The sequence below is a fragment of the Robiginitalea aurantiaca genome, from assembly GCF_030380815.1.
Classification (GTDB): domain Bacteria; phylum Bacteroidota; class Bacteroidia; order Flavobacteriales; family Flavobacteriaceae; genus Robiginitalea; species Robiginitalea aurantiaca.
Window position 1 is genome coordinate 1 of record NZ_JAUDUY010000038.1, and the last position, 578, is coordinate 578.

The 578-nt window shown below is 52.1% G+C and carries 1 protein-coding gene; it reads left to right on the forward strand.

Going from position 1 to position 578, the window contains the following annotated elements; genetic code table 11:
• Window positions 1–578, forward strand: a 578-nt coding sequence (locus tag QU605_RS15340; protein ID WP_289726206.1) for a hypothetical protein, incomplete at both ends; no start/stop codon positions are given.

Below are 578 nucleotides of genomic sequence, written 5' to 3' on the forward strand. Positions count from 1 at the left end.
GAGATCCAGGATCTGGGCAGTGTACTTACAGAAGGCAATGATGCCGGAGGCGCAGCCATTGCCAACCTTGCAGATCCGACGGCAGCCCAGGATGCAGCTACCAAAGCATATGTAGATGCAGTGGCCGATGACGATGTAACAGGAGCGGCTTTGGATGGCAGTAATGTACTGACCATAAGTGAAGGAACCACAGATGTAACGGTAGACCTTTCTTCCCTGGTAGACGATGCGGATGCGGATCCGACCAACGAATACAATACGGGAATCGGTTTTGACGGAACAAACCTTACGGTGACAGACGCTGGGGGAACCCAGAGTGTGGACATCAGTGGGGTAAGCACAGACGATCAGGATCTGACGGGTGCGACCCTGACGGGCAGTTCCCTTCAGATTGACATAGAGAACGGAAACTCAGCTACTGTGGATTTAGCTTCCTTGGTAGACGATGCAGATGCAGATCCGACCAATGAACTTCAGACCCTTAGCCAGAGTGGCACGGATGTCACGCTTTCTGATGGAGGAGGGACAATCTCAGTGGCAGATAACGACAATGATTCCTCAAACGAGATCCAGGATCT